Origin of the sequence: Prevotella rectalis, from assembly GCF_900607215.1 — a bacterium.
GTDB lineage: Bacteria > Bacteroidota > Bacteroidia > Bacteroidales > Bacteroidaceae > Prevotella > Prevotella brunnea.
This window is the reverse complement of sequence record NZ_LR027820.1, coordinates 765600-767098: the sequence shown is the minus strand read 5'-3', so window position 1 is coordinate 767098 and position 1499 is coordinate 765600. Positions and strand designations below refer to the sequence as shown.

1 pseudogene (only partly in view) is annotated in these 1499 nt (G+C 43.1%); it reads right to left on the bottom strand.

Going from position 1 to position 1499, the window contains the following annotated elements:
* Window positions 1-838, bottom strand: a pseudogene (locus E0E16_RS04230) (IS4 family transposase) (it extends 513 nt beyond the left edge of the window).
* Window positions 839-1499 lie beyond the last annotated feature (661 nt).

Genomic DNA, 1499 nt, shown 5'->3' with positions numbered 1-1499 from the left:
CCTTCTTGATATCCACATAGGTGATGATACGCGCTATATGGTTGATACCGCCCTTCCTGAACACCGCCACCTGCTCACGATATTCCATCAGCCCATCCTCGTTCATATCCATGCAGTCTGCCAACACCTCGCATTTGAGATTTTTCTTCATCTTGGTGACATAGACGACGTTCCTCTCGGTCAGTTCCTCAAACTTTTCATAGTTAATATATGCACGATCCAGGGCAACGATTTCATCATGCTTGAAATGGCTGGGGGCGAGCATGAAGGAATCGTTGGTAGCGGCAGAGGTGAACTTCACGTCACAGTGAACTCCCTCGTTTGCATGAATGACGGAATGCACTTTTATGCCACCCTTCTTCTTTCCCGTCTTAGGATGACGGCCCACGCCCTTGAAGATGACGTTAGAGAACAGGGTTATCGTGGTGGAATCGATGATTCTCAGACGTTTTACCCATTCCTCCGTACCATTGCGTCGGCTGTCCGAAGAAAGTCTGTCCTTATTGGACTCGTAAAGGTCGTGATACACGTCCTCAAAGAATTTCTCCGAGCGTCTGGCGTTCGCATCTGACAGGGTACTGCGCTTAGGAACCCTGTCAATGCCTATGTGATGAAGCTTGCGCACCTCAGCCGTCATTGCCGCCTCTATCTCGCGCAGGGAGTCGAAGCGCATGATGACTGCATACAGCATCGTAAGAAGATGGGTGAAGCCATCAAAGGTCTTCACATATCGCTCACCGCCGTTTCGACGGCTTATTTCAACTATTTTATCATGGTCGAGAGATTTTATCAGCTGACCATATACCGGCTGTCCGAAGAAATGTGTACTTTTGCCCATGTTATCTGAGTTTGGAAACAAAAGCAAAGATAACAAAAAGGGCTGATACCTCGTGAGAAGTGTCAGCCCTAATTCATAAAAAATGTGGGATGTTTAGCGGACAGTAATAATCTATAATACAGAATAATTCAATAACCTTGTAATCGGTAGTCATAATCAATATCTTTGTAACTATTTGATTTTCACCTATAAAGATACAAAGTATTTATGAGACTACCAACTTTTTTATGAACTATTTCTTATCCCGAACTGGGGGATCCAATACCATCTGTTGGTTGTAAGTTGAGCTTTTGAGGGATGACTAACTAAAACCCATACGCAATGAATTCATATCAAAACCTGCCTGTCCTGACAAGACAAAAGACAAGCATATTCTTTGTTTAGCCGGGGCGTTGAAAACGCGAAAATCCTTTCCGGCTATATGAGAAAAGTTCAACAGTGTCCTAAATTTTCTTCATTCATCTATTTAAAGCTTAGCTTTTGCTTTTCAAAAGGTAAGCTTTTGCACTGCAAAAGGTCATGAATTGGAGTGCAAAAGCTAAGCTCTTAAATCGCAATTAATATTATCTTGATTATCAATCGGTTATGAGGCGTGTTACAAACGTGGTTTTTGTAATATAATTTCATTGATGGTCGGGTCGAATGTGCGCTATCGAGCGTC